The 19,374-nt window shown below is 66.0% G+C and carries 17 protein-coding genes; 5 read left to right on the forward strand and 12 right to left on the reverse strand.

Going from position 1 to position 19,374, the window contains the following annotated elements:
* Positions 1 to 263: 263 nt before the first annotated feature.
* Together AC5RW2_RS17195 and AC5RW2_RS17200 are read right to left on the reverse strand one after the other, a co-directional pair.
* Positions 264 to 1,136, reverse strand: a complete 873-nt coding sequence (locus AC5RW2_RS17195) for a PaaX family transcriptional regulator (protein WP_494074302.1) — start codon at positions 1,134 to 1,136, stop codon at positions 264 to 266.
* Positions 1,137 to 1,148: 12 nt separating this feature from the next.
* Positions 1,149 to 1,685 carry an acyl-CoA thioesterase gene (locus AC5RW2_RS17200; RefSeq protein WP_494074303.1) on the reverse strand — a complete coding sequence of 179 codons (537 nt, stop codon included), beginning with the start codon at positions 1,683 to 1,685 and terminating at the stop codon, positions 1,149 to 1,151.
* A gap of 147 nt (positions 1,686 to 1,832) precedes the next feature.
* Between AC5RW2_RS17200 and AC5RW2_RS17205 the strand changes: the two genes are divergently transcribed.
* Positions 1,833 to 2,699: a PaaX family transcriptional regulator gene (locus AC5RW2_RS17205; RefSeq protein ID WP_494074304.1), complete on the forward strand. Its 867-nt coding sequence runs from the start codon at positions 1,833 to 1,835 to the stop codon at positions 2,697 to 2,699.
* A gap of 78 nt (positions 2,700 to 2,777) precedes the next feature.
* Here AC5RW2_RS17205 and AC5RW2_RS17210 read toward each other — a convergent pair whose 3' ends face one another.
* Genes AC5RW2_RS17210 through AC5RW2_RS17225 form a run of 4 tightly spaced genes read right to left on the reverse strand, consistent with a single transcriptional unit; the run spans position 2,778 to position 6,320 of the window.
* Complete coding sequence (locus AC5RW2_RS17210) at positions 2,778 to 4,091, reverse strand: carboxylesterase family protein (RefSeq protein WP_494074305.1); 1,314 nt, start codon at positions 4,089 to 4,091, stop codon at positions 2,778 to 2,780.
* Between the two features lie 9 nt (positions 4,092 to 4,100).
* Positions 4,101 to 5,333, reverse strand: coding sequence for an acyl-CoA dehydrogenase family protein (locus tag AC5RW2_RS17215; protein ID WP_494074306.1), 1,233 nt, complete (start codon positions 5,331 to 5,333; stop codon positions 4,101 to 4,103).
* 8 nt (positions 5,334 to 5,341) lie between these two features.
* Complete coding sequence (locus AC5RW2_RS17220) at positions 5,342 to 5,791, reverse strand: nuclear transport factor 2 family protein (RefSeq protein ID WP_494074307.1); 450 nt, start codon at positions 5,789 to 5,791, stop codon at positions 5,342 to 5,344.
* Between the two features lies 1 nt (position 5,792).
* Entirely contained in the window at positions 5,793 to 6,320 is a 528-nt protein-coding gene (locus AC5RW2_RS17225; protein WP_494024754.1) for a quercetin 2,3-dioxygenase, read from the reverse strand.
* Positions 6,321 to 6,531: 211 nt separating this feature from the next.
* On the opposite strand from AC5RW2_RS17225, the gene AC5RW2_RS17230 reads away from it, so the two are divergent.
* Both AC5RW2_RS17230 and AC5RW2_RS17235 read left to right on the forward strand, forming a co-directional pair.
* The gene (locus AC5RW2_RS17230; protein WP_494074308.1) at positions 6,532 to 7,029 is read left to right on the forward strand and encodes a flavin reductase family protein; all 498 of its coding nucleotides are present in this window, start codon (positions 6,532 to 6,534) and stop codon (positions 7,027 to 7,029) included.
* A gap of 214 nt (positions 7,030 to 7,243) precedes the next feature.
* On the forward strand, positions 7,244 to 8,617 hold the full coding sequence (locus tag AC5RW2_RS17235) for an MFS transporter (RefSeq protein WP_494074309.1): 1,374 nt from the start codon (positions 7,244 to 7,246) through the stop codon (positions 8,615 to 8,617).
* 115 nt (positions 8,618 to 8,732) lie between these two features.
* On the opposite strand, the gene AC5RW2_RS17240 is transcribed toward AC5RW2_RS17235, so the two are convergent.
* Complete coding sequence (locus AC5RW2_RS17240; RefSeq protein ID WP_494074310.1) at positions 8,733 to 9,863, reverse strand: glycoside hydrolase family 26 protein; 1,131 nt, start codon at positions 9,861 to 9,863, stop codon at positions 8,733 to 8,735.
* A 302-nt stretch (positions 9,864 to 10,165) separates the two neighbouring features.
* Complete coding sequence (locus tag AC5RW2_RS17245) at positions 10,166 to 11,338, reverse strand: PP2C family protein-serine/threonine phosphatase (protein ID WP_494074311.1); 1,173 nt, start codon at positions 11,336 to 11,338, stop codon at positions 10,166 to 10,168.
* Positions 11,339 to 11,714: 376 nt separating this feature from the next.
* On the opposite strand from AC5RW2_RS17245, the gene AC5RW2_RS17250 reads away from it, so the two are divergent.
* The gene (locus AC5RW2_RS17250; protein ID WP_494074312.1) at positions 11,715 to 12,251 is read left to right on the forward strand and encodes a hypothetical protein; all 537 of its coding nucleotides are present in this window, start codon (positions 11,715 to 11,717) and stop codon (positions 12,249 to 12,251) included.
* 83 nt (positions 12,252 to 12,334) lie between these two features.
* On the opposite strand, the gene AC5RW2_RS17255 is transcribed toward AC5RW2_RS17250, so the two are convergent.
* From AC5RW2_RS17255 to AC5RW2_RS17270, 4 genes are read right to left on the reverse strand one after another with little or no spacing between them, the layout of a single operon-like run.
* Positions 12,335 to 13,324: a C-terminal binding protein gene (locus AC5RW2_RS17255; RefSeq protein ID WP_494074313.1), complete on the reverse strand. Its 990-nt coding sequence runs from the start codon at positions 13,322 to 13,324 to the stop codon at positions 12,335 to 12,337.
* On the reverse strand, positions 13,321 to 15,006 hold the full coding sequence (locus AC5RW2_RS17260) for a thiamine pyrophosphate-binding protein (protein WP_494074314.1): 1,686 nt from the start codon (positions 15,004 to 15,006) through the stop codon (positions 13,321 to 13,323). Before AC5RW2_RS17260 ends, AC5RW2_RS17255 begins: the two co-directional genes overlap by 4 nt.
* Positions 14,999 to 16,711, reverse strand: coding sequence for an amidohydrolase (locus tag AC5RW2_RS17265; RefSeq protein WP_494074315.1), 1,713 nt, complete (start codon positions 16,709 to 16,711; stop codon positions 14,999 to 15,001). The genes AC5RW2_RS17260 and AC5RW2_RS17265 overlap by 8 nt, the downstream gene beginning before the upstream one ends.
* The gene (locus tag AC5RW2_RS17270) at positions 16,708 to 18,075 is read right to left on the reverse strand and encodes an MFS transporter (protein ID WP_494074316.1); all 1,368 of its coding nucleotides are present in this window, start codon (positions 18,073 to 18,075) and stop codon (positions 16,708 to 16,710) included. The genes AC5RW2_RS17265 and AC5RW2_RS17270 overlap by 4 nt, the downstream gene beginning before the upstream one ends.
* Positions 18,076 to 18,292: 217 nt before the next feature.
* Here AC5RW2_RS17270 and AC5RW2_RS17275 point away from each other — a divergent pair, with 217 nt between their 5' ends.
* Positions 18,293 to 19,189 (forward strand): Lrp/AsnC family transcriptional regulator, encoded by an 897-nt coding sequence (locus AC5RW2_RS17275; protein ID WP_494074317.1) that lies wholly within the window; start codon positions 18,293 to 18,295, stop codon positions 19,187 to 19,189.
* Positions 19,190 to 19,374 lie beyond the last annotated feature (185 nt).

The raw sequence follows: 19,374 nt of genomic DNA on the forward strand, positions 1-19,374 counted from the left end.
TGAGAAGTCGACGAGCGCGAGACCGTCTGGAACTGCGTTGTCCCTTCCTTCAGGCCCCAAGGCTGAACCCCGGCCGTGATGTGCGCTCTTCGCCATCTCGTGGTGATGAGTCTGGTGTTCCTCAGCATTGCACCGCTGCGCGTGATATGCAACACATATTGCGGCCGTAATTTTATCGTGATATTGGATTACCGAAGCAGATTTCCGGAGATGGCCGGTTCCGTCGCATGGCCGCGGCGGGTGTCCGCCTCTTTTGTGCCGGCTCAGGCAGCCGCCGAGGATTCCACCAGGGAGAGCGCATGCGCTTCAGCCAGCGGGCCGATGAGGCGGTGAATGCCGAAAAAAACTTCGCGGGCTTCCGGTCCGCGCCAGCCTTCGGGCAGGTACTTTAGCGGCAGGCCCGGGTCACGGTACGGCAGCCGCCGCCACAGTGTCAGCATCGGAACGTAGTAGCGGAAAGCGTCACGCTTGGCCTCCGGACCGGAGGCGGCCAAGGCGGCGGCGGGGTCCTCACCAACGCGGGCGGTCCAGGCGGCCAGCGCCCCGCCGTAGTAGTCCATGAACTCGTCGATCTGGCCCGCGAGTGCCTCCAGGTCCCACCACTGCGCGACCTTGTCGCGCATGTTTGATTCCTCCGAGTAATCTCCGGTGAAGAATTCCACGTACTCGGCCAGTCCGCGTTCCGTGAGCCGCCTGCGGGCACCCTCGCGGACAGCGGCCGGCGCGATCCCCACGCCTGCCGACATCGAGCCGAAGCCGAGCCGGGCCAGTTCGGCGCGCAACTGGTGCCGGCGTTCGCGCATCGATTCGGGCACGGAGAAGATCGCCAGCACCCAGCGATCGTCCGAGTCGTCCGGGTGCGGATTGAAGATGCGTTCATCGCCTTCGCGGACCATCTCAACAGATCGCGGCGACAATTCGTAACGGGCGGCTCCCCCGCTGCGCACACTGTTGAGCACGCCCTTGGCTTTCAGCCTCGACACGGCCGAGCGCACACCCGGCGGGTCGTGACCGAGGTCGCCGAGCATCTCGATCAGGACGGATACCGGAAGCGCGGATCCTCCCCGGCGCCCGTACAAACCAAAGATGGTCAGGATCAACTGCTGGTGCCGGAGCGGAGGCGTGGGAATCTGCATGGTTCGTTCCCCTTAGCTCAATACGCCTGTGCCGCAGATCGCAGTCCTGATGTTTTCGGGCCAAGGCTGCGCCTTGTCGCCGCCGGCAGGAACGAAAACGGTGGTGAATGTCCCGTCGGCAGCGAGCCCGCCGGCCGACTTCTCGTGTGGGTGCCCGTGTACCTCAAAGCGAAAAGTCATGGACGTGCGCCCCATGTCCTGCACGGACAGGTTAACGGACACGCGCTGCCCGAACCAGAGCTTGGCCCGATAGTTAATGACCTGCTGCACGCGAGGAGCCTGCGGAAAGTAATCGGCCAACTCCAAGCGGCGGATCAGTTCGGCCTCGGCCGCCTCAACCCAGCGCATCACGACCGAATTGTGCTGATGCCCGGACGCATCCGTGTCGACCCACTCCACCGTGCGGTCGATGCTGACATCGACCAGGCCGCCTGCCTTCCCGCCCATCGTTTTCCCTTCACAGCCGAAACTCACTAGACCCATCATATGGCTCAAAGATGACGGGCAAGATATCCGGTCGATATTGACGCCTGCCTCGGGTTGCTGCACTCCACCGTGCTGAGTCGTCGACGGCCCGGTCCATGTGCAGAAGCGCTGCCGCCCTTCAGCCTGTACGCGCGCTCCGCCGCTGCTTCATAAGGCGACGCCGTGAGCAGGGTCCGCCCTGAGCGCACTTCTGTCGGTTAGGCTCGAATCGTGCGTGCGGAAGACGAGATTATTGCCGGCCGGTTGCCGGGCTCAAAGGGACAACCACCGCATCACCGTTTCATCGTCACGGTCTTCGGCATCTATGGTCGGCAAAGCGGCGGTGCGATCCCCGTGGCCGTCGTCGTCCGACTGCTGCAGGACTTGGGTGCGGAACCGGCCAGCGTCCGTTCCTCGATCTCACGCCTCAAAAAGAAGGGCGTACTGACCAGCGAGCGCGTCGACGGCGAGGCCGGCTACGCCCTCTCTTCGGACCTTGAAGAGCATTTCCGGATTGGCGACGAGCGGATCTTTGCCCCCCATACTGCACGTGCGGAGGACCCGTGGCTGTTGGCGGCGTATTCTGTCCCGGAGACACAGCGCAACCAGCGGCACAAGATTCGCAGCGGACTGGCGCGGATGGGCTTTGGCACCGTCGGGCCGGGACTGTGCGTGGCGCCCGGCGACCTGATTAACGAGGCAGCCGACTTCATGGAGCGCAACGGGCTGGACGATTTCGTAGACTTCTTCCTCTCCCATCATGGAGGACCCAGCGAACTCCGGCGCAAGGTCGCCCGGTGGTGGGACCTTGCCGCGCTGGAATCGCATTACCAAGACTTTTTGGATGCGTACGGCCCGGCGTTGGACGCATGGCGGGACCGCTCAGACCGAAGCGGCGACGTCTATCGGGAGGCGTTCCGCACGTATATACCGATGGTGACCCAGTGGCGGCGGTTGCCGTACCTCGATCCGGGCTTGCCCGCCGAAGCGCTACCCGAAGATTGGAAGGGCGAACCCGCCCGGGAGCTCTTTCGCGAACTGCACGCGCTGCTCGCGCCGCTCTCCGCCCGGCACGCCCAACGCGCCATCCACAGCTGACCGGCGGCTGCATCGGAGGCCAGGTCGGGGCAGGGCGAGGACACAAGGCGGACGGAGTAGGGGCGTGATGTCACCGCACTACTCCGCTGCGAACGCTGCCAACTCGCCAATCAGCTCTCCGGACAACTCTTCAAACACATCATCGGGCATTCCGCGGAGCATCGGCGCGTCTGCCCAGGCCGCACGTGTACCGAATTGAAACGGCAAATCAAAGCAGTGCCCGCTGAGCAGGCCCGGCAGCGGGCTGCGGTGCGCGAAGACCTTCAACGACGTGGGAATGCCGGCCGCGGTGTAGGCGGAGGCCAGCTCTTGCGGAAGGCGCTGGAACTGGATCCACGACGACGCCGTGACCAGCCGCTCGTACGGGTCCATGTTGCTTAGATCCCCGGGCGGCCGGTCAGCCGCGGGCAGCAGGGCCATCCAGGCATCGACCTGATCGGCCACCGCATGGCGTTCCGGCTCCGAGTTAAAGAAGAACATGCCCGTTTCCTCCGCCGTATAGCGAATGTAGGCCGCTTCCGCATGGCATCGCCCGGCGGCCCATTCAGGATCGAGGAACCGCTCCGGGATGTTGGGAGCCTCCGTGGGCAGGTAACCCGAGGCTGCATGCCCGAGCGGTCTTGTGCCGGCCGTCGCCGCCAGCCCGCGCATGCCGGCGCGCAGCAAAAGGGGCAGCGGGGCCACTGACAATAAATTCGGAGCCTGTTCGCCTGCGGCAGCGCGCCGCACGCGGGCCGCGTGCTCAGCATCCCACGGCCTGCGGGTTGCCATGCTCAGGTGCGCCACCCGGCGCAGCAGGCCTTGGGCCTCGGGCAGCACGCTCAGCAGGTGCCCATACCAGCCGCCGGCCGATTGGCCGGCGACTGTGACACGGTCGGGATCCCCGCCAAGGTCCGCGACGTTGTCCTGGACCCACCTCAGCGCCGTCAGCAGATCCTGCACCGGACGGTGCTCGCGTCCGGGCGGGGCGAGGTGCGCTACAGCGCCCAGCCGGTAGTTGACGGTGACCACCACCAGTCCTTCGCGGGCCAGCTCGGCGCCGTCGTACCATTCGTTGGAACCGCCGCCGCTCATCCAGGCCCCGCCATGAATGAAGAACAGCACCGGCAGCCGGTCGGCCCCATCGGGAGCCCAGACATTCAGGTAGAACGCATCCTCCGCCTGTGGGTTTTCCGCGCCGCTTCCCATCGCGGCAGCCAACCGGCTAGGCAGCTGCGGAAAGACCGGAACCTCGGCCAAGCGGTCGGTCTTCAGCTGGCCCGAGGCCGCGCGCGGGGCGCCGAACCGGGCGGCACCGTCGAGCTCCGCGTACCGGATCCCGCGGTAGGCAAGCACACCGGCGTCGCGCTGGGCATGCAGCCGGGTGGTGGCTGACTTGGCCGAGGTTCCCACCGTTTTCCCCTAAAGCTTGGCCGAGATGAACTCGGTCCCCGTCAGGCCGTTACCGTGCAGCTCGTAGCCCATCGGGGCGGCAATCGATGCGTGCCGCGTCCCGGTGTTAATGTCGCGCCACATCCGGCCCAGCAGACTGTGTTCGGCGAACGCCGCCGTGCCGTGCAACCAGCACAGATCGTTGACCGCGTCTACCAGTTCATGGCCGGCGTGGCCGATGCCTCCGCGATTCCGGGCGCGCTGCTCCAGCGGCATCGGTTGGGTCCCCGCGGCCGCTGCATCGATCATGGCGGCCGAGCGCTCCAGCAGCACCCGAGCGGAGTCGATCCTCATGCTGGCCTGGCCGAGGTTCTGCACGAAGGCGCCGGAATCGATTTGCCGCTTGTAATTGGTGTAGGTGACCGGCCGGGTCTGGGCCTTTTCCCGCACGAAGTCCAAGGCTGCCGTGGCCGCGCCGAGTGAGGGCGCCTGGATGGTGGTGGACATGGTCAGGTGCGGAGTTAGCCGGCGGCCGAACGTGGCCTCCGGGTCTTGCTCGTAGCCAGGCCCCATCAGCTGTTCAAAGGTAATGATGCGGTTGTGCGGCAGCCACAGGTTCTCGGTCACCATGGTGTTGGAACCGGATCCGCGCATGCCGATGGTGAACCACGTGTCCTTCACCTCATACTCTCCGCGGCGCATCATGGCGAAACCGATGCGCGGAGCAGCGCCCGGTTCTTCGTTTGCTTCCTTGATGAACAGAATGCCAATCGCCCACTCGGAGTGCGAGGAATTCGAGGCGAACGGCCATTCGCCCGAAACACGCCACCCGCCGTTGTCCGGGACGGCCGTCCCCTGCGGGCTGGCGAAAATCGAGGCCATCCGCACGGGGCCATCCGCAAACACCTCGTCGAGCAATTCGTCGCTGTAACGATTGGCGAGCATGACCGAGCCGTTGGAGATTACGGTGCACCAGGCAGCCGCCGGGTCGTAGTAGCCGACGGCGCGGGCCACCTCCAGAAGCATGGATGCCCCGCCCTCATAACCGCCGTAGCGGCGCAGCGCGGCGATCCGCAGGGCACCGGCGCCCTCCAGCGCCTCGACGGTCTCCTGGGGCAGGACCCGGTTGCGGTCCGCGAGCAACGCGTTCTCCCGCAGCAGCGGGCCGGCGCTGTGGATGCGTTCGACGATTTCGGCCGTCACTTCAGCTGGTGGTGCTTCGATGGCTGCGATCCGGACAGGGGCGACGTCGGTGTCGGTCATGATTCTTCCTATTCGTGGGCGTTTGTGGGTTCGAGTTCCGGATGGGTGCCGAAGGTTCGGCGGACCTCGTGCAGGTCCATCAGCTCCCGGCAGCGGGCGATCCTTCCGCCCCGGACGGTCATGATCGTGACGATCTCGTTGTCGAATGTCAGCCCGGAGCGGGTCTTGGCTGTTTCGCGCAGGTGTGTGATGACGGTGGACTGGGCCGCATCTTCATATATGCCCCGGATGTCCATGACTGCGCTGCCGGGCTCGAAGGTCCGCCCGAGCGTGGCCATCAACTGCCCGAAAAACTCCTCTGCCCCGAAATACGTACGAGCCACCGGGGCATGCCGGCCGACCACCGTCCATTCGACGTCGTCGCACATCAGGGTACGGGCGGACCGGGCGTCACCCGCCGCCTGAGCTTCCCAGAAGGCGCGCACGATGCCTGCCAGCGTCGGGGATCCCCCCGTCACGTCAGGAAGCCTTGCCTGGACGTGTACCGGGAGGTGCCAGCAGCGTGATGTTGTGCTTCGCGCACGCGGCCTCAAGACGTCTCTCGGTGGCCTCGTCCATCTCCCAGCCCCGCTGTGGCCCGGCGTATTCTGCCGGGATGGAGACGTCCCGGAAGAAGTCTTCCAATCCACCGGGAGCGGTCATGACGAGCCATTTCGCTTCCAAGTCCGGTGCAACCTGGAAGATGTGCGGCACATCCTTGGGCATCAGGATGCAGTCACCCGGGCCAAGCGTCACCTCGGTATCGGCCGCCCAGAATGAGATCTTTCCTTCAAGGATGTAGAAGATTTCATCCTCGGCGTCATGCTCGTGGAGGGGTGGCTCCGAGCCGGCCTTCGAATGCGTGAGGGCCATCATGAACCGGCCCTCAGTCATCTCACTGGTAATAATCGGCTGAATCAGGTCGCCGAGAAACCACAGGTTTTCACGCTCTGCTTGGCGGACCACGCTTACGCGGCTTCGGGTCTTGGTATCGATCTGGTGGGTCATGGTGCTCCTTCCGATACGCCGCAGCGGTGCGACGATGTGACAGAAACTACTACGGTCGACACGCTGCTGCAATACTCGAACGTGAACTACGTCATATTTCTGCAATCTAGACGGTCGTCACTGAATTGCTATACAGCACGTCTCTTTTCTGGCATGCTGGCTCCACCAAGGCGGCGACCGCCGTTACCCACAATCCAAGGAGGACACGATCATGAGCCTGAGCACCCATGCTCCCGATCCGCAGTTACTGCGGGAGACTTTCGCCCACTTCCCCTCCGGTGTTGCAGCCATGGCCGCCGAGGTTTCAGGAGAGAGCCACGCCTTGGTGGCGTCCTCCTTCACCGTGGGTGTCTCCCTGGAGCCCCCATTGGTGATGTTCGCCGTGCAAAAGTCCTCGACCACGTGGCCCGCTCTCCGCCAGGCCCGCCGTATCGGGGTCTCCATCCTCGGCGAAGATCAGGGCGCACTGTGCCAACAGTTGGCCGGCCGCGACAAGAGGTCCAGGTTCGAGGGCGTCGAGACAGTAACAACGCAGAGTGGGGCAATCCTCTTGCCTGCGGCATCGCTGTGGTTCGAGTGCAGCATCTACGCCGAACACGAAGCAGGAGATCACGACGCGGTGTTCTTCGAAATCCATGCCCTGCAGGCCGACAAGGAAAGGAGCCCATTGGTCTTTCACGGCTCCCGCTTCCGCCAACTTGCCGTGTAACAAAACCGTTATCTGGCATTTCCGTGACTTCCGTCACGAAGATGTGACACAGTACTCACAGCGAAACTGCTGCTGACCACCTTGAGGCCAAGATGCAGCCGAGCAAAGCAGGGCATGTGTCCCGGAGCCTTTCACCACTGGAGACTCTGTTCGACCGCTGGCGCAATGATGCGCCCCGCCCCCATCCGTCACTTCCACAAGCGAAGGCATGTTCATGACTGAAACATCCACCGCCCTGGCTACCGACACTCCGCTGTCGGCCCGGGAGAAACGAAAGATCATTATCGGCGTCGGCGTAGGCAACGCGCTGGAATGGTATGACTGGACCGCCTATTCGATCTTCGCCGCCTACTTTGCCGGCCAGTTCTTCCGCGCCGAAGACCCAATCACCGCACTCTTGGGAACGCTGGCGGTCTTCGCCGTTGGATTCCTCATGCGCCCTTTGGGCGGGCTTTTCTTCGGGTGGTTCGCAGATCGGCTCGGCCGGCGGCAGGCCATGTCCGTGTCCATGCTTATTACCGCTGGCGGCAGCTTGCTCATCGGCATTTCGCCGAGCTACGACATGATCGGCGCCGCGGCCGCCGCCTTCCTGCTACTGGGGCGTGTGTTGCAGGGGCTTGGACACGGCGGAGAAGTCGTTTCATCCTTCACCTACGTGACCGAAATGGCCCCGCGCAAGTCCCGCGGCCTATGGTCCTCCAGCGTTTTCGTGTTCGTCACCGTCGGAGTCATGGCAGCGACACTTCTGGGCGCCATCCTGACCAGCACGATCGGTGCGGACGCCGTCCGTGAATGGGCCTGGCGGGTGCCGTTCATTGCTGGTGGGGTCCTCGGCATCTACGCCCTCGTATTGCGGCGCAAGCTCGACGAGACTCCCATGTTCCGTCGGCGCGCCATGGAGATCGAAGCCGCCCGTGCGTCCGGCCGAACCGAAGAGCGCACTCCACTGTGGCCCGAAATCTGGAAGCACCGCCGGGCATGCCTGCGTATCGTCGGCCTGGCGGCGGGTGGCACTGTGATGTTCTATGTGTGGTCGATCATGGCTCCGGCTTTCGCCATGGGTCCGCTACAGATGAACCCGAGCCACGTGTTGTGGATCAGCACCGCAGCCAACGTCTTCTTCATCGTGTGCCTCATCTTCTGGGGATGGCTGTCGGACAAGATTGGCCGAAAGTTCAACTGGTACTTCTTCGCCATCGGCGCGATGGTGCTGATCATCCCCCTGACACTTGTCTTCAATGGCGGCCAGGAATCATGGCGGCTGATTGTTTATATGGGCGTGGGCATGATTCTCATTGCCGCACCGACGGCGATCATGCCGGCCTTCTTCCCGGAGCAGTTCCCGACCCGTGTTCGGGCCATCGGCATGGGCCTGCCCTACTCCGTTGCCGGAGCGCTAACCGGCGGAACCGCGCCGTACCTGCAGACCTGGCTCTACTCGGAGGGCGTGCCGCGGGCCTTCGACATCTACCTGATCCTGCTTTGCGCCCTGGTGCTGGTTGCGGCGATCGCATCTCCGGAGACCAAAGGCAAGGACCTCGCCAAGGACGACGAGGCTCATCGCTCACCCGAGGTCGCAGCTCGTTAGACCCGCCGGATAGGGTCACTCACGCGGTGGGGCTGGGAAGAGATTGTCTTCCCAGCCCCACCGCTTTGAGGTCGGAGCAGGTTTCAGTTCCGTGAGGACTACTCTGCTGGTTCCACTATCGGGGGCGGGCGGCCAGGGCTTCGGCGAGAGCAGTGGCAGACGCTTTGCTGCTGTCGATGCGCCAGTCCGTTTCCTTGTTGTAGTGGAACCAGACCAGGGCGGTGATGTCGGGCTGCTGGGAGAGGTAGTAGACAAGGTCCTTGTTCCAGGCCGCCTTGGAGCCGCCCTCTTCCGCGGAGGATGTTTCGGCGATGAGGATGGGCTTGCCCGGGGCCAGCGACCGGAGTTGTCCGAGCCCGTCGGCGAACAGCGCCCACGGCGGGGTCCAAGTGCTCCACGCGACGGCGGTTCCCCAGTTGTAGCCGTCGAGGGCAACCGCATCCACGTAACCCGCGCCCGGGTAGAGACCATCCAAGAGGGTGGATCCGGCGTAGGGGACGTTCGGGTTCCAAACCCAAGTGATGTTCCGGGCGCCGGTGGAAGAGACGACGTCGTGCACGTGCCGCCAAGCGGCAGCATAGTCCCCGGCCGTATTGCCGTTGATTCCCTCGGACCAAGGGTACCAGTTTCCGTTCATCTCGTGGCCGAAGCGCAGCATCACAGGGTGTCCCCACTTAGCCAGCGCGGTAGCCCATTCGCGGAGGTAGGGGTCGAAGTCTCCTGCGGTGATCCGGTCCAGCGAGTAGGCGGGTTGTGCAGTGCCTCCGCCCCAGGTCCAGGGCTCCCAGGTGAGCAAGGTATGAGCTCCGCGGGAGCGGACCGCTTCCAATTCGGTGATGGGCGGGGCTTGGTTGAAGTCCTTGTAGGAGAGGATGATCGACGGTGCTTCGCCAACCAGGGCAGCCGCTGCGTCGAGTTCGGCCGAAGCCAGCGGTCCACCGGGCGTTCCCAAGCCAAAGCGAAGCGGCGCCTTGCTGATCGATGGCGCGGTGGGGGCGGGAGACTGCTGGGGCGGCGCCGGTTCCTCCTGCGTCACCGAGGGGCTGCTGTAGGTGAGCGTGAAGGCAGCCGAGGCGCGGGTGGTCACAGCCTTGGCTTCGATCACTACGGTTGCCTGCTCGGCCGGAGGGATCACCAGCGTCGTTTGAAAGTATCCGGAGGCACTGGTAACGAACTTGACCGGTTCAGTTCCGCCGGTGACAGTTCCAGAAGACTTTTTGGGGAAGCCCGTGCCGGTGACTGTCACCGAAGTTCCCGCCGGACCCGATGAGGAGCTAAGAGTTATCGCGGCCGTGGCTGCCTGCGCCGGGGTAACCCCGCCTGACATCAGCGCGAGTGCGACCAGGACCGGAACTATCAAAACGTTTAACGCCAAGCGCATGGGAGGGCTCTCTAGTGCAAGAAGAAGGCGGAGGGAAGAGCAGTGGCGGAACTATCTACGGCACCTGCGGCGCAACACTAGCCGAACCGATCGAAGCGGATCAAATGCACTGCGGGGCACACAAAACTGCACCACTCCCGCCCGGGATTTCCGGCCAACTAGCGGTCTTATTCCCGCCGGAGCACGCTACATCCGCCGAAGCGCGACGACGGTGATGTCGTCCTCATGTCCCTTCGTGCCGGCATAAGCAACTGCCCGTTCAACGAGCTCCTCCGGCGGCAAGGCGACCAGCCCAGTGGCAAGGGCCTGCTCGATTGTTTCTTCCAAGGTTGCAAAGAAATCGAGAACCCGTCGGACACCACCACCAAGGTCTCCCCAGGCTCCAAGACAGTGCTGTGGACCTCCCATTGTTCATCGGGGAGCACTCCCAGGGGAGGCCCGGAACGCTGCAGCCTACGGTAACCTCCGGCGCTGAAGACGAACGCCAGCCCGTGTCCGGCATCCACATAATCAATCCGCCCGCTGGACGGTTCAAGGCGTGCCGAAAAGACGGTGCCGAAAGAGCCGGCGTCGGAAAGCATTTGTTCCGATGCGACCGCCGCCCGGTGGAATGCCTGCCCTTGGTCGCTGAACCGAGCAGCTCCCGCCAAGGTCGCACGAAGCGATGCCGCAATCAGCGCAGCCGGGATGCCCTTGCCCATCACATCCACCACGTGCAGCTGGAGCTTACCGTCCGGCAAGGCGTGCCAGTAGAAGAAGTCACCGCTCAGTGCCCGCGACGGCACGCACTTGCCAGCGAGCTGGTATCCCGGAAGATCCGGGACGGTGTGCGGCAAGAGTACGCGCTGCACCTCGGCCGCGTGGTCCAGCTCCCTCTGCAGCTCCAACTCCTGCTCCACCCACCGCCCCATTTCGGCCAGCAGGTGTGTTTCCTTGTCGCTGAGGTGCCGAGGTTTCGTGTCCAAGATGCACAGCGAACCGACCGGTTCCCCGCCCGAGGCTCTCAGCGGCTGCCCTGCATAGAAGCGGATATTGGGATCCGAGGTCACGAACGGATAGTCGCTGAAGCGCTCATCCACCGACGCGTCGGGCACAACCAGGACGTCGCCTTTCCGGACGGTATACCAGCAGATCGCTTCATCGAGCGGCGTGTTTTCCAAGCCCGGTAAACCGGCTTCCGCTTTAGTCCACTGCCGGTCCAGATCGATGAAGTTCAGGGCCACCATTGGCACATCAAAGACGGCCCGTGCTGCACGGACAATCAGGTCAAAGCGCTCCTCTCGAGGGGTATCGAGAATATCCAGGGCGTGGAGAGCGTCGGCGCGGGCAGCGTCGGTCAAGGGGATTGAGCTTGTCGGCATGCCCCACATACTAGTCATGGCACCCTGCCCTTTAGAGTCAGCTACCTCTTTTATCCCTGCGTCTGCCCCACCAGGTGTCACACATCGTGCAAAGGCACGGGAATAGGCGTGCCAGCGTCGCTGGCAACAGAGCCGGGGCGGAAAAGTCGCATAAATCATCACGACGGCGATGCCCGCCTTCGTTTTGCACGGCACTTCCGGACACGGCTTGTCCCAGCAAAAGCGCAGCTTTTGGAAAGCAGCAACAGGCTTTCAGCAGATTAACCGAAAGGCCGGCTTTTGCGCCGAGTGCGCTCGTTACTTTCGAAAGGTGGCTGGCGCTGGGCCAGCTATCTCATCCGAATACGGAGTAAGAATGACTGCAATTCGTAAGGTCGCCGCTGGCTTCCTCGCCGCCGCCCTCCTTGTTGGTGGAAGCGCCACCGCCGCATCCGCCGCTGACCTTGAGCCCGTCACCACCGCGCCGGTTGTCACTGAGTCAGCCCCCCTCACCAAGGCCGACGTGGCTGCAGCAAAGGCTGCCTTCAAGGACGCGCAAATCGGAGCCCGGACCGCTGAGAAGCGGGCCAGTGCCACTGCTGCCGCCGAGCTGAAGTCGCTGTCCAAGAAGGCGAAGCTCGCCAAGGGCAAGGCTGTGAAGGCTGCGCAACTGGAGGTCAAGAACCTGCGTGCCGCCCAGGCCGCTGCGCTAAAGAAACTCCGCGCCGAGAACCGAGTGATCGTCAGCGAGGCGCGCGCCGCCTACCAGGCCATCGCTGCCGCCTACGAGGCGCAGCTGGTTGCCGCCCAGCCGGTTGTCGAAGCACCCGTCGTTGAAGAGCCGGTTGTCGAAGCACCCGTCGTTGAAGAGCCGGTTGTCGAAGCACCCGTTGCCGAGCAGCCAGCCGCCTAAGGTCGGATCGCGTCCAAAAATGCGAACAGCGCCCGGCCTGCTGATGCAGACCGGGCGCCGTTGCGTGTTCAGCGTGCCTGAGGTTAACGCGCCGCCGCGGCGGGGGACGGGGCAGCCGCGGCGACTGGGGTCTCCGGCTGCCGGTCCTGCAGGCAGGCGATGATGTTCCGGGCCGGCAGCGCCACGTATTCGCGCAGCGAGACGTTGCTGCGGTACGCCGCGTGGGGCGTGACGATTGCCGACGGGTGGACCACCAGCGGATGGTCGGCCGGGGCCGGTTCCTCCGAAAGTACATCCAGCATGGCCCCGGCGATGTGGCCGGAGTCCAGGGCGGCGCAGAGCGCCTGTTCGTCGACGAGGGCGCCGCGCGACACGTTCACCACGTAGCTGCCCGCCGGCAGGACGGTGAGGTTCTCGGCGTCGAGCAGGTTCCGGGTCTCCTCGGTCAGCGGAGTATGCAGGCTGACCACGTTCGACGCCGCCAAGACCTCCGCGAGCTCGCCCCGGCGCACGTCGGCCGGCCACGCCTCGTCGGGCACGAACGGGTCGTAGGCAATGACGGACCCGAAGACCGGGGCAGCCAGTCCCGCCAGGTACTGGGCGATGCGCCCGAACCCGACCAGCCCCAGGGTCAGCTCGCTGATCCGCGGCGGCACCGGGATCCCCTCCCCCGTCCAGTTCCCGCGCCGGGTGGCCGCCTGGGAGCGCGGGAGCTCGCGGATGAGCGAGAGTATGCCCGCGAAGGCGTGCGTGGCCACGTCGCGGGTGGCCACCGAGGGCACGTTGCACACCGTGATGTTCCGGGCGGCCGCCGCCTCCACGTCGACCATGTCGAAGCCCGCGGACATGGTGGCCACGGCCTTCAAATTCGGCATGGCGGCGATCATCTCGGCGTCCAGGGTGGCGTAGCCGAGGATGATTCCCTCGCACCCGGCCGCGGCGTCGAGAATGGCGCCGCGGTCACGGGTGTTAAGGTAGTGCGCCTCGATGCCGGCCTCGGCCAGCAGCTCCAGGGCAACGGAGTAGTCGAGATCCTCGGCGTCGGTAATCACGACCCGGGCGCTAGACGTCATGCCTGCCCGTCCTGCGCGAACAGCTGCGCGGGCACGTGGATCAGCTGGACCCCGCCGTCGGCCAGGGCCTGGCGGATGGCCGGGGCCAGCTCGGCGGCGTCGTGGATCCGCCGGCCGGTGCCGCCGAAGGCGGTGGCCAGGGCGGCCCAGTCGGGCTGCACGAGCTCCACGCCCACGGGCTCGATGCCGCGGTCCAGCTCGTTCTGGCGGATCTCGCCGTAGCCGCCGTTGTCGGCGCACACCACCACCAGGTCCAGCCGCTGTTCGACGGCGGTGACGAGTTCCTGCACCGCGAACATCAGCGCGCCGTCGCCCACCACACAGACCACCGGACGGTCCGGCGCGCCGATGCGGGCGCCGATCGACGCCGGCAGCCCGTACCCGAGCGTGGCGTAGGCCGGGGTGTAGAGCAGCGAGTGCGGCTGGTCCTGCGGCACGAAGCTCGCCGTGCCCAGGTACGTGGCCTGGGAGGAGTCGCCGCCGATGATGGTCGACGCCGGCACGGCGGCCGCCACCTGTTCGGCCAGCGCGGCGAACTCCGGGGACAGCGCCCGGGCGGCGTCGCGCATCTCCGGACGCAGCCGGGCCGCGCGGTCGGCGCCGCTTTCCGCCCGCGGCGGGACACCGCCGTCGTTGTTCTCCTGCAGTGCGGCGAGCAGTTGGGGCACGACGGCGGCGCTGTCACCGACAAGCGGAACGTCGGCCGCGATGTTCTTGGCCATCTGGCCGGGCAGGATGTCCACCCGGATCACCGTGCCGCTCGGCTGCAGCTGGTTGAACCACAGTTCGGCCTCGCCGACCTTGGAACCGATGACCAGCAGGACGTCGGCCTCCTCGCAGAGCTGCTGCGCGGCGGGAAGCCGGATGTCCGAGCCCAGCGAGAGCGGATGCGATTCGGGGATAGCACCCTTGCCGTTGAGCGTGGTCACCACGGGGGCATCCAGCGCTTCGGCCAGCCGCAGCAGATGCTCGCCGGCCCGCAGCGAACCGCCGCCGGCCAACAGCACCGGCCGGCGCGACTCGGCCAGCAGCTGGGCGGCGCGCCGGATGGCCTGCTCGGACGCGCCGGCTGGCTCACGCCGCGGCGCAGCCTGCAGCAGATCCGCCGGAGCGTCGCTCGGTCCCTCGAGCACGTTGAGCGGTACCTCGATGTGCACCGGCCGCGGGCGCCCGTAACGGAAGAGTTCGAAGGCGTCGTGGATGCCCTGGACTGCCTCGGTGGCGGAGGTGACGCGGCGCGACCACTCGACGATCGCGCCGACGGCGGCCGTGGCGTCCTTCGTCTCGTGCAGCGAGCCGATGTCCGCGAACTCCTCGCCCTCGGGCACGCCCGGGGACAGGATGATCAGCGGCCGGGACTCGCAATAGGCGGTGCCCGCCGCGGAGAGCGCATTGAGCAGGCCGGGCCCCGACGTCGTAATGACGACGCCGGGCAGGCCGGTCTGCTGTGCCCAGCCGTCGGCGGCGTAGCCGGCGCCCTGTTCGTGCCGCGTGGTCACCGGGCGGATGCCCAGCGGTGCCAGGTGGCGGTAGAACTCCAGGTTGTGCGTGCCGGGGATGCCAAAGATGGTGTCGATGCCGTAGTTCCGCAGGGCCGTCATGATGGCCAGGCCGGTGTTATCGGCGACGACGCCCTCGGGCAGCGTGACCGTGGGGGCGGCCGCCGGGGTGTGCTCAGACATGCTGGACCTCCGGGTTGAGGCGTGCAGGACGGTCGGCCGTGAATCGCTGGATGCCGTCCACCCAGGTTTCGAGGACCGGGATGTCGGAAATCTCGGCGGCGTCCACGGCCAGCGGGTCGCCGGCGAGGACCACGAAGTCGGCCCGCTTGCCCGCGGTCAGCGAGCCGAGGTCGTCCTCGCGGCCCAGCGTGTGGGCGGCGTTGATCGTGTGTGCCGCCAGCGCCTGGTGCGCCGTGATGAGCAGCGAGTCCGAACCGAGCCGGACGCCGGAGCGGGTGATGCGGTTGGTGGCGGCTTGGATGGCTTCCAGCGGCTTGGGCTCGGCCACCGGGGCGTCGGAGCTGATGGTCACCGGTACGCCGGCCGCCGCAAATTCGCCCAGCGGGTTGAACCGCTCGCCCGGGGTGCCGACAGCTTCCTTCACGCCCTCGCCCCAGTTGTAGTAGTGCTGCGGCTGGTTCACCGGGTGGATGCCCGCGGCAGCCATCCGGTCGATCTGTTCCAGCGTGGGCAGCCCGCAGTGTTCGATCCGGTGCCGGGCATCCGTGTCGGGGCGTTCGGCCTGCGCGGCCTCGATGGCGGAGATGACCATCTCCAGCGCCGTCGGGGACTGCGCGTGCGTGGCGGTCTGCAGGCCCAGCCGGTGCGCCTTGGAAATCAGCGCGGCGTAGTCGGCCGGGTCGTGGTAGAGCTGGCCGGTGCGGCAGGGGTCGCCCACGTAGCCGTCCGGGAAGTACGCGGTCCAGCCGCCCAGGGTGCCGTCGGCGTAGAACTTGAAACCGGCGAAGCTGAGCCGCGCGTTGCCGAACTGGCCGTGCAGGCCCATCTCGGCGGCCTCGTCCAGCAGGTGCGAGAGCAGGTACATGCTGACCCGGACCTTGAGCTGGTTTTCCTCGGCCATCCGCAGGTACATGTCGAACTCGCGCCGGGACACCTGGGCGTCGCCGATGGTGGTGACGCCGCCGGCCAGGAAGTTCTCCTGGGCGATCTGCAGCTGGCGCAGGTGCTCCTCGGGTGCGTCGGCCAGGTGGAAGTTCGGGCCGTGGTGGCCGATCTTCACGCCCTCGAGCCCGGTGAGGATGTTGCAGGCCGCGTCGGAGAGCTCGCCGGTCAGCTCACCCGAGGCGTCGCGGAAGAATTCGCCGCCGGCCGGGTTGGGGGTGTCCTTGGTGACGCCGTGCAGTTCGAACGTGTAGGAGTTCACCACGCCGCCGTGGCCGGAGGCGTTCATCAGGTACACCTCGCGGTCGGTGGCGACCTCGTCGAGCTCCTGCCGGGTGGGGTGGCGGCCCTCCGCCAGGTTGGTGTGCTCGTAGCCGAAGCCGCGCACGGGCAGGCCGTTGGGGGTCTCGGCCGCCCGTTCCTTCAGCAGCGCGACGATCTCGGGGATGCTGCCGGCGCGTTCCGGCCCGCAGTCCACCCAGGTTTTCAGCTGCCCGTACATCAGCGGGTGCGCGTGCGCGTCGATGAAGCCCGGCACGATGGTGGCCCCGCCGGCGTTGTGTTCCTTCGGGTCGGGCAGGCCGAGGTTGACGGCCGCCGCGCGGCACTGCGCCTCGGTGCCCACGGCGAGCAGGCGGCCGTCGTGCACGAGCATGGCCTCCGCCGTCGGGCGCTCCTCATCCATGGTGTGGATGGTGGCGGCCGTGATCAGCTGTGGGATGAAGCTGGTCGCGGGGGCGTCGAATGTCTTGAGTTTCCTCACCGGAAGGCCTCCAGGTTGGTGTTGCTGTTGTTCGTGGCTTCGGCGCCTTCGGCTAAGTCGGCGTCGTCGTATTCGTCTTCGTCGCGGTGCTGGGGAGCGATCGCCAGGCAGATGATGCTCAGCACGCCCATGGCGCCGAACATGATCAGGACGGGCCAGATGCTGCCGCTGCTGCTGTACAGGTAGGTCGCGGTCAGCGGGGAGAGGGCCGCCCAGATGGCGTTGGCCATGCCGTAGGCCAGCGAGATGCTGGTGTAGCGGGCCTGTGCCCGGAACAGCTGGGACAGGATGGTCGCGGTCGGCGCGTAGGTGGCGGTCATGACCAGGCGCATCGCGGCGAACGCCAGGAAGATCAGCCATTCCGGACCGGTGGACATCAGCAGGAACTGCGGGACGATCAACACGATCGAGCCCACCAGGCCCACGAACATGACCCGCTTGCGGCCCCACCGGTCACCCAGCCAGGCGACGCCCAGGGTGCAGATGAGCTCGACCAGGGCGGCCACGGACAGCGCGTTGAGGATCATGGTTTCGTTCAGGCCCACCGACGGGTCGGTGCCGTACGCGGTGGCGAACGTGGTGGCCAGGTAGTAGCCGCCCGTGGAGATGGGCAGCAGGCCGATGCCGATGAGGATCGGCTTCCAGTTGGTGACCAGCGCGTGCTTCAGCGGCAGGCTCTGGACCTTGCCCTCGACCTTCTCCTCGAAGACCGGGGATTCCTCCACCCGGTAGCGGACCCAGAAGCCCACGCCGATCAGCACCACGGAGAGCAGGAACGGGATGCGCCAGCCGCCGTCCACCAGGAACGTGTCGCTGATCCCGGACAGGTAGGCGAAAATCAGGGTCGCGCCCAGCGCGCCGGCCGGGTTGCCCAGCTGCGCGAAGCCGCCATAGAAGGTCTTGTGCTTCTCCGGCGCGTGCTCCACCGCCATCAACACGGCGCCGCCCCACTCGCCGCCCACGGCCAGGCCCTGCAGTGCGCGCAGCACCACCAGCAGGACGGCGGCCCAGGAGCCGATGTTCTCGTGGGTGGGCAGCAGGCCCACAAACACGGTGGACAGGCCCATGATCAGCAGCGTGATCACCAGCGAGGGGCGACGGCCGAACTTGTCGCCGATGTGCCCGAAGATGATGCCGCCCAGCGGGCGCATGAAGAACCCGACCGCGTAGGTGGCGAACGCGGCGGCGATGCCGGTCATCCGGTCCGCTTCCGGGAAGAAGAGCGGGCCGAACACCAGGGCCGCGGCCGTGGCGTAGATGTAGAAGTCGTACCACTCAATGGCGGTGCCGACGAACGCCGCGAATCCGGCGCGGCGGGCCCGGGCGTGGCTGAACTGCGGCCGGGCTGCTGATGTATGAGACATGGTCTTCCACCTTAAGGTGTGGGCATGAGTGCCGTTGTGATCTCTGCGACTGTAGGGCCTAAATCACAATCCAACAAGAGCAGAAATCTTGCGTTACGGACCCCTGAATTCACTTCTGCTCTGGTTGTCGCACACAATTCTGCGGAAGCGCTTGCTTGTGGGCTGAATCACTGGATAATTGACGACGGCGGTGCTCACTTGGGAGGTTAAGGAAACTTTGGCGGACCACATCGAAATGATCGACACAAAACTCGTCCGTGCCCTTCAGAAGGAGGGCCGGGCCAGTTATCAGGAACTGGCGCGCGAGCTCGGCCTGCCGCGGGCGACCGTTTCGGCCCGGCTGCGGGAGCTGCTGGACAGCCACACGGTCCGGGTGGTGGCAGCGGTGGATCCGGCGTTCCTCGGCCAGCACGTGATCGCCCACGTCTCGGTGGTGGCATCCGGGCCGGTGCGGCATATTGCCCAGCGGCTGGCGGAGTGGTCGGAGGCCGTGCTGGTCTCCGCGGTCGGCGGCACGCATGACCTCATCGCCGAGATCCGCGTCGCCACCCACGACGAACTGCACGCCGTGCTCACCCAGCTCCGCGAACACCCCAACGTCGCCTACATCGACACCCTGGTGTACACCCGCGTGGTCAAGGGCCTCTTCATCTCGCAGTACGCCGGCGAGGTGACCATCGACCAGGTGGACACCCAGCTCATCGAGATCCTGCAGCAGGACGGCCGGACCAGCTACCGGGATCTGGCCGCCGCCGTGGGGCTCACACCCACCGCCGTCCGGGCCCGGGTGCAGCGGCTGCTGGACGCCCGGATCATCCGGATCAGTGCGGTGGAATCCCGCGGCGCCGGCGGCCGGCAGCTGTCCATGGGTGTGGGCCTGAACCTCTCCGGCGACAACGACGCCGTCCTCGAACTCCTGCGCAGCTCGTCGCACGTGGAGTTCGTTGCCCAGACCGTCGGTCGCTTCGACGCCATCGCCACCCTCGCCGCCCAATCCCCCCGGGACCTCCTGACCCAGCTCGAAGAAATCCGCAGCCTCCCCGGCGTCAGCCGCACCGACTCCTGGCTCCACCTCGAAGTGATTAAGGAAGACTACGCACGGCGGATCTCATGAATATCGAGTCTGCGAGTAGTCCGGGGTTAACCGCCGCGTCTATCGCGGAGCGCATGCCTCCTCAGGAGGCCCGACCGCGACACTTTTCCACCGCATCCCCGCAGTCACGTCACTTTGACTGGAGCCTACAGTTATGACACTGTATGGCCCGGCTAGGCCCCCCTCGAGTCGGACTCACCCACTGC

The organism is Arthrobacter sp. B0316-1-20 (genome assembly GCF_059091865.1).

Excerpts from the sequence above, each read along its gene's own strand:
- AC5RW2_RS17250 (WP_494074312.1), top strand. The coding sequence starts at position 11,715 with ATGACTGCAATTCGTAAGGTCGCCGCTGGCTTCCTCGCCGCCGCCCTC.
- AC5RW2_RS17270 (WP_494074316.1), bottom strand. The coding sequence starts at position 18,075 with ATGTCTCATACATCAGCAGCCCGGCCGCAGTTCAGCCACGCCCGGGCC.
- AC5RW2_RS17195 (WP_494074302.1), bottom strand. The coding sequence starts at position 1,136 with ATGCAGATTCCCACGCCTCCGCTCCGGCACCAGCAGTTGATCCTGACC.
- AC5RW2_RS17235 (WP_494074309.1), top strand. The coding sequence starts at position 7,244 with ATGACTGAAACATCCACCGCCCTGGCTACCGACACTCCGCTGTCGGCC.
- AC5RW2_RS17230 (WP_494074308.1), top strand. The coding sequence starts at position 6,532 with ATGAGCCTGAGCACCCATGCTCCCGATCCGCAGTTACTGCGGGAGACT.
- AC5RW2_RS17260 (WP_494074314.1), bottom strand. The coding sequence starts at position 15,006 with ATGTCTGAGCACACCCCGGCGGCCGCCCCCACGGTCACGCTGCCCGAG.
- AC5RW2_RS17255 (WP_494074313.1), bottom strand. The coding sequence starts at position 13,324 with ATGACGTCTAGCGCCCGGGTCGTGATTACCGACGCCGAGGATCTCGAC.
- AC5RW2_RS17215 (WP_494074306.1), bottom strand. The coding sequence starts at position 5,333 with ATGACCGACACCGACGTCGCCCCTGTCCGGATCGCAGCCATCGAAGCA.
- AC5RW2_RS17225 (WP_494024754.1), bottom strand. The coding sequence starts at position 6,320 with ATGACCCACCAGATCGATACCAAGACCCGAAGCCGCGTAAGCGTGGTC.